The sequence below is a fragment of the Ruminococcus sp. genome, assembly GCF_017650195.1.
In the GTDB taxonomy this organism is placed as follows: Bacteria; Bacillota; Clostridia; order Oscillospirales; family Ruminococcaceae; genus Ruminococcus.
Map to the genome: position 1 here is coordinate 1 of NZ_JAGCFH010000023.1, position 5,787 is coordinate 5,787.

At 46.8% G+C, this 5,787-nt stretch carries 5 protein-coding genes; 2 read left to right on the forward strand and 3 right to left on the reverse strand.

Annotated features, from left to right (window positions below; translation table 11 throughout):
* Positions 1 to 202: 202 nt before the first annotated feature.
* Genes pheT through pheS form a run of 3 tightly spaced genes read right to left on the reverse strand, consistent with a single transcriptional unit; the run spans position 203 to position 4,322 of the window.
* On the reverse strand, positions 203 to 2,659 hold the full coding sequence (gene pheT / locus J6U00_RS00990) for a phenylalanine--tRNA ligase subunit beta (RefSeq protein ID WP_296577708.1): 2,457 nt from the start codon (positions 2,657 to 2,659) through the stop codon (positions 203 to 205).
* A 56-nt stretch (positions 2,660 to 2,715) separates the two neighbouring features.
* Complete coding sequence (locus tag J6U00_RS00995; protein ID WP_296577711.1) at positions 2,716 to 3,291, reverse strand: hypothetical protein; 576 nt, start codon at positions 3,289 to 3,291, stop codon at positions 2,716 to 2,718.
* A gap of 2 nt (positions 3,292 to 3,293) precedes the next feature.
* Positions 3,294 to 4,322 carry a phenylalanine--tRNA ligase subunit alpha gene (gene pheS, locus J6U00_RS01000; protein ID WP_296577713.1) on the reverse strand — a complete coding sequence of 343 codons (1,029 nt, stop codon included), beginning with the start codon at positions 4,320 to 4,322 and terminating at the stop codon, positions 3,294 to 3,296.
* A gap of 583 nt (positions 4,323 to 4,905) precedes the next feature.
* Between pheS and J6U00_RS01005 the strand changes: the two genes are divergently transcribed.
* On the forward strand, positions 4,906 to 5,427 hold the full coding sequence (locus tag J6U00_RS01005) for a hypothetical protein (RefSeq protein WP_296577715.1): 522 nt from the start codon (positions 4,906 to 4,908) through the stop codon (positions 5,425 to 5,427).
* An 82-nt stretch (positions 5,428 to 5,509) separates the two neighbouring features.
* Positions 5,510 to 5,787 (forward strand): NAD(P)H-hydrate epimerase (locus J6U00_RS01010; protein WP_296577717.1); only part of this gene is annotated, 278 nt, incomplete at its 3' end.

A 5,787-nucleotide genomic window follows, 5' to 3' on the forward strand; every position in this document is an offset into this window, starting at 1 on the left:
ATAGCCGGTCTTGGATATATGTCCATGACCGACTATTATTTGAATGTTTGCGTAAACTAAGGAACCGCCGTGTACCGAACGGTACGCACGGTGGTGAGGGAGGTCGGCTAATCAATTAATGATTAGCCTCCTACCCGATTTATATTCGCTTTATGCGGACGAACATTGTTTGCTCCTACAAAGGCTAATGACTAATGGCTGCTTAGCCACGAAGTTCTGCTCCAATAGAGCTGAGTGCTTTCAGTACGCGCTTCATTGCACCGTCAGCTTGCTCATCTGTGAGAGTTCCCTCATGCGAACGCATAGAGATAGAATAAGCTATGCTCTTCTTGCCGTTCTGCTTCATATCGTCGCTGCGGTATACATCAAAGAGAGTTACCTTTTCAAGTATTTTGCCTACAGCGTTCTTGATTGCCTTTTCGAGTTCTGCAACAGGCATATCCTCGTCAACAAGGAGACTGAGGTCACGGGTAGTTGCTGGGAACTTCGGCAATGGCTGATAGGTTATCTTGTCAGCAGCAGCTGCCATGAGCTCGGGAATATTGAGCTTTGCAACGTAGGTCTTTACGCCTATCTCGTAAGTCTCCTGTACCTCAGGGTGTACCTCTCCCATAATGCCGAGGTGTGCACCGTCTTTGAGTATAACTGCGCTTCTGCCAGGGTGGAGGGCGTACTTCTCGTCAAATACATTGCAGTCAGCTGCACGAACATACTCAACGTCCTCTATTTTAAGCTCAGCAAGGAGCTGCTCAACCATGCCCTTGAGAGTATAGAAGTCAGCGTCGCCACCGTACATACCTATTGTAAGTCTCTGGGGCTCGTCAGGGAGAGAATAGCTGTATTTATGCTTTTGTTTGCCGCTGTTTGCAAGAGTATCGCCGTTGATGAAGGGCTTTTCCTCAGAGGCAGGGAGGTACTCCTTAGCTATCTCAAAGAGACAAGCCTTGTCGTTGCGGTTATTATAGTTGAAGGAGAGAACGTCAAGCATTGAGGGGATAGTAGATGTTCTCATAACGCTGGTGTCCTCGCCGAGAGGATTAACTATCCTTACTACCTTGCGTAGTTTGCTGTCTGCAGGGAGCTTTATCTTGTCGAAGTACTTAGGCGATACAAAGGAATAGGTAGCTATTTCATAGCCGCCGAGAGCTGCTGCGGCATTTCTCAGTGTGCGTGTGAACTTCTGCTCCTCTGTGAACTCTGCTCTTGCAACACCGCGGAAATCCGTTGAAGGGATATTGTTGTAGCCGTAGATACGTGCAACTTCCTCTGCAATATCAGCTTTACAGCCGATGTCTATACGGAATGAAGGAGCGATGACCTTGCCGTTTTCAACCTTGAAGTCAAGGCGTTCGAGGTACTTTATCATGTCAGCCTCTGATATATCAGTACCGAGGAAGCTGTTTATCCATTCTGTGCTGAAATCGACTGTAGCGGAAGTTTTGTCTGTGTAGTCACAATCAATAACTGTGTTGAGCACCTCTCCTGCGCCGAGAAGCTCTACAAGTTCAAAGGCTCTCTTTAAGCAGGTCATGGAGATAAGTCTGTCAACACCCTTTTCATAGCGTGCGGAGGCGTCTGACTTAAGGCGGAGAGCCTTTGAAGTGCGCCGTACCTGTGTGGGCTCGAAATATGCGGACTCGAATACAACAGTTGTTGTATCGTCCATGATACCACTGTATTCGCCGCCCATGATACCTGCAACGGCTACGGGCTTCTTCTCGTCTGCAATCACCAACATATCTTCTGTGAGTTCACGCTCTACGCCGTCGAGAGTCATTATCTTTTCGCCGTTCTTTGCGTTGCGGACATTGATATGTGCTCCCTCAACGTAGCGGAGGTCGAATGCGTGCATAGGCTGACCGTATTCAAGCATAACGTAGTTTGTGATATCAACGAAGTTGTTGATAGGACGAACGCCGCTTGCACGGAGACGCTCTCTCATCCAGCGCGGTGAGGGACCTATCTTTACGTTTTTAACGATACCTGCGCAATATCTCTGGCACTTTTCTGTGTTGTGGATATCCACCTTCAGCATTGAGTTGATATCGCCGTCAACGCCCTTGAACTCAGGAGCCTTGACCTTCAGCTCTGTGCCGTAGGTAGCGGCGGTCTCTCTTGCAAGACCGATAACGCTGAGACAGTCGGGACGGTTTGAGGTTATCTCGAACTCTACGGAAGTATCGTCAAGTCCGATAGCTGTGTGGATATCCTCGCCAAGCTTGCAGTCCTCCTCGATAACGAAAACGCCCTCAGGGTCTGCGTAGGGGAAATCATGGGCTGTGAGACCGAGAGTTTCGAGTCCGCAGAACATACCGAAGCTTTCAACTCCGCGCATCTTGCACTTCTTTATCTTGCCCTCGGGGAGCACTGCTCCGTCAAGAGCAACGGGAACGAGGTCGCCCTCTTTGACGTTCTTAGCGTTTGTAACTATCTGTATGGGAGCTCCCGCGCCGATGTCCACCTGACACACGAACAGCGCGTCAGCGTTCTCGTGAGGACCCTTTGACAGTATCTTACCTACAACAACGTTGGAGATATTGCTGCCTTCTTTTTCGTAGCACTCTACCTTTGAGCCGCTCATTGTGAGGGCGTGGCAGAAATCCTTTATAGGCATATCGGCTTTTACGTAGTCGCCGAGCCATTTCATAGATAAATTCATATCTTTTTTCCTTTCGATTTATTTGAAATATCATCACACTTTTCGGGGATTCAGTATTAAACGAACTGGGCATAGCGATAACGCTTTTTCAGCTGCTCCGCTACTCCATAGAATACCCTTCTGTTTTCTTCGTTTGATTTTATCGGACTTCCTAAGATACGGCTCCCGGTAAAATTTCTTATGCACCATTTTTTACCGTTTTGGCATTTTAATTCTATATAAGACTCATCGTATTTCCGCCATCTATGACACCAGATAGATGGTATCGGGATTACAGATGTGATATCTTCATATCTGACAGCCAATGGTATCTCAAAGCTGACGAAATACTCATTCAGAAAGAAATGGGTATCGTTGAATGATAACGAACAGTTTTCAAGCTGCTCTTTGATATCGGGGAGCTCTTCCTTTATCTTTTTCAGACGGCGGTTGTAAATATAGAAATACAGCCATGTGAGAAAAGCGGTGAGCAGAAGCAGTCCCCAGAAAAAGTATTCGAGAAACGACATATCAACATCTTTCCCAACAGTCTTGCACTCAATTATACAGTATGCTACCAACAAAATAATAACAGGGACAAGTATGATATGAGGCAAATAGCTTTTTTTCAGTGCCTTTCTGTAGCGTTCCATGTTCAGAACTGCTCCAAAAATCTTACATCATTCTCGTAGAGCAGGCGGAGGTCGTTGATATCATAGCGTCCCATTACCATACGCTCAAGTCCGAGACCGAATGCAAAGCCGGAATACTCATTGCTGTCGATACCGCAGTTCTCCAGCACCTTTGGGTGAACCATGCCTGCGCCGAGAAGCTCGATATAGCCCTCGTCCTTGCACATTGAGCAGCCCTTTCCGCCACAGTTGAAGCAGCTGATATCTACCTCACAGCTGGGCTCGGTGAAGGGGAAGTGGTGAGGACGGAAGCGGAGTTTGCAGTCGTTGCCGTAAAGCTTCTTCATGAGCATTTCAAGAGTGCCCTTAAGGTCGCTCATGGTTATGCCCTTGTCCACTACAAGTCCCTCTATCTGGTGGAAAAGGGGAGAGTGTGTAGCGTCAACGGCATCAGAACGGAAAACTCTTCCGGGAGAGATGATACGGATAGGGGGCTTCTGATTCTCCATAACGTGTACCTGTACAGAGGAGGTCTGTGTACGGAGAAGCACGGACTCGTCAGTACCCTCGATATAGAATGTATCCTGAGTATCTCTTGCAGGGTGATCAGGGGGGAGGTTGAGAGCCTCGAATACGTGGTAATCGTCGTCAATCTCGGGACCGTCGGCGATATTGAAGCCCATTCCGATGAATATCTCCCTAATCTCGTTCTCAACTCTTGTGAGCGGATGGAGCTTGCCGAATGGAGAATGTTTGCCGGGGAGAGTAATGTCGATCTTTTCCTCTGCAAGCTTTGCAGCCTGTGCGTTTGCCTTGAGTGAAGCAAGCTTGCTGCCCAGAGCCTCTTCGATATCAGCTCTTACCTTGTTTGCAAGCTGACCGATTACTGGTCTTTCTTCTGCTGAGAGCTGTCCCATTTGTTTGAGTATGGCTGTGAGCTCACCCTTTTTTCCGAGGAATTTTATCCTCAGGTCGTCCAGCGCCTTGATCTCGGTGCAGGAAGCTAGCTCCTGCTTTGCCAACGCTTCGATTTTTTCAAGCTGTTCTTTCATTTTTTCACCTCATTAAGAATTAATGCGTAATGCTTAATTCGTAATTCGTAATTAAGGTTTCGCCTAACGGCGATAGATTAAAGGTGCCGGAACAAATAATGATCCGTCCGCGTGAGCGGACACATATAATTACGCATTACGAATTATGAATTAAAAAAAGCCCTGTCCAACAGGACAAGACTTAAACCTTGCTTTTATACCACCCATTGTCAGGAGAGCCGACACTCTCTTGTCTTTAACGCAGACCTACGTCGGTAGCCTACAACAGCACTTTACCGCGCCGCTTCCGCTCCACCCCTCGTGAGTGAACTTCGGAATGCATCGTAACAGGGCACTTTCACCTATTCGCCCCTCTCTGCGGAAACTCATACATACTTACTCTCTCAGTCATCGGGTTATAAACCTATTATATACGCCGTTACCGAAAAAATCAAGGGCTTTTCTGAAATTTTTTCTCCGGTTCGGTAACAGTTGTGAAAAAAAGATGAAGCAATTGAAAATTTTGAAGGGATTTGTTGCAATCTGACGGAAAATGTGATATTATATAATTGCATGACCAAAAAACAGAAACGGAGAATAAATAATGGATAATTTTGCTGAACAGCTTGTAAAAAAGAACGAAACATCGTCTGACAAAATGAGAAGGACTGTCATGCTGATAGTTGGCATACTCTTTACTGTTGCCCTTGCTTTACTTTCAATGTTACAGCTCAGACAGCCGCTACTGTCAATGCTCGGCTTGCTGCTTGCAGCTGCGGCGGGCTACGGTACTTATTATTTCGTGCAGGGCACCTACGTTGAGTATGAGTATACGTTTACTAACGGAGAGCTGGACGTTGATAAGATAATCGCCAAGAAAAAGCGCAGGGAAATGCTGTCCACCAATATCAGGCAGCTTACCGATTTCGGAAAATACAACGATGGCATGGAGGAGACAGATGATATGACGGTCATTATGGCTACGGACAATATAGCCTCCCATGAGTATTACGCGGATTTTACCGACGAGTCGGTTGGACATGCCCGTCTGATATTCGTCCCTGACGAAAAAATGCTTGAAAATATCATGAAGTTCCTGCCAGCCAAGCTAAGAGCAAAGCAGTGAATGAGAAGATACAGTTTGCAAAAAGAAAATAAGCGTTTAATATATATTAACACCTATTATTTTAGAAGGGGAGGTCATATATATGCAGATCGTTACACCAAAGCAGATGAGCAGGATAGAGGAGCGCTCTGAAAAGATAGGAGTTACCAAGAGACAGCTCATGGAAAATGCAGGAAGAAAACTGGCGGAACTTATCGACGGCTATTGTCGAAACGAAGCGAAGTTGCCGCCGGAGGAGTGTTCGGTGGTATTCCTTGCCGGTACCGGCAATAATGGCGGAGACTGTTTTGCCGCAGCCGATATACTCGTCTACAAGGGCTATTGTATAACTGTTGTGCATATAGGCGGACTTCCCCGTAC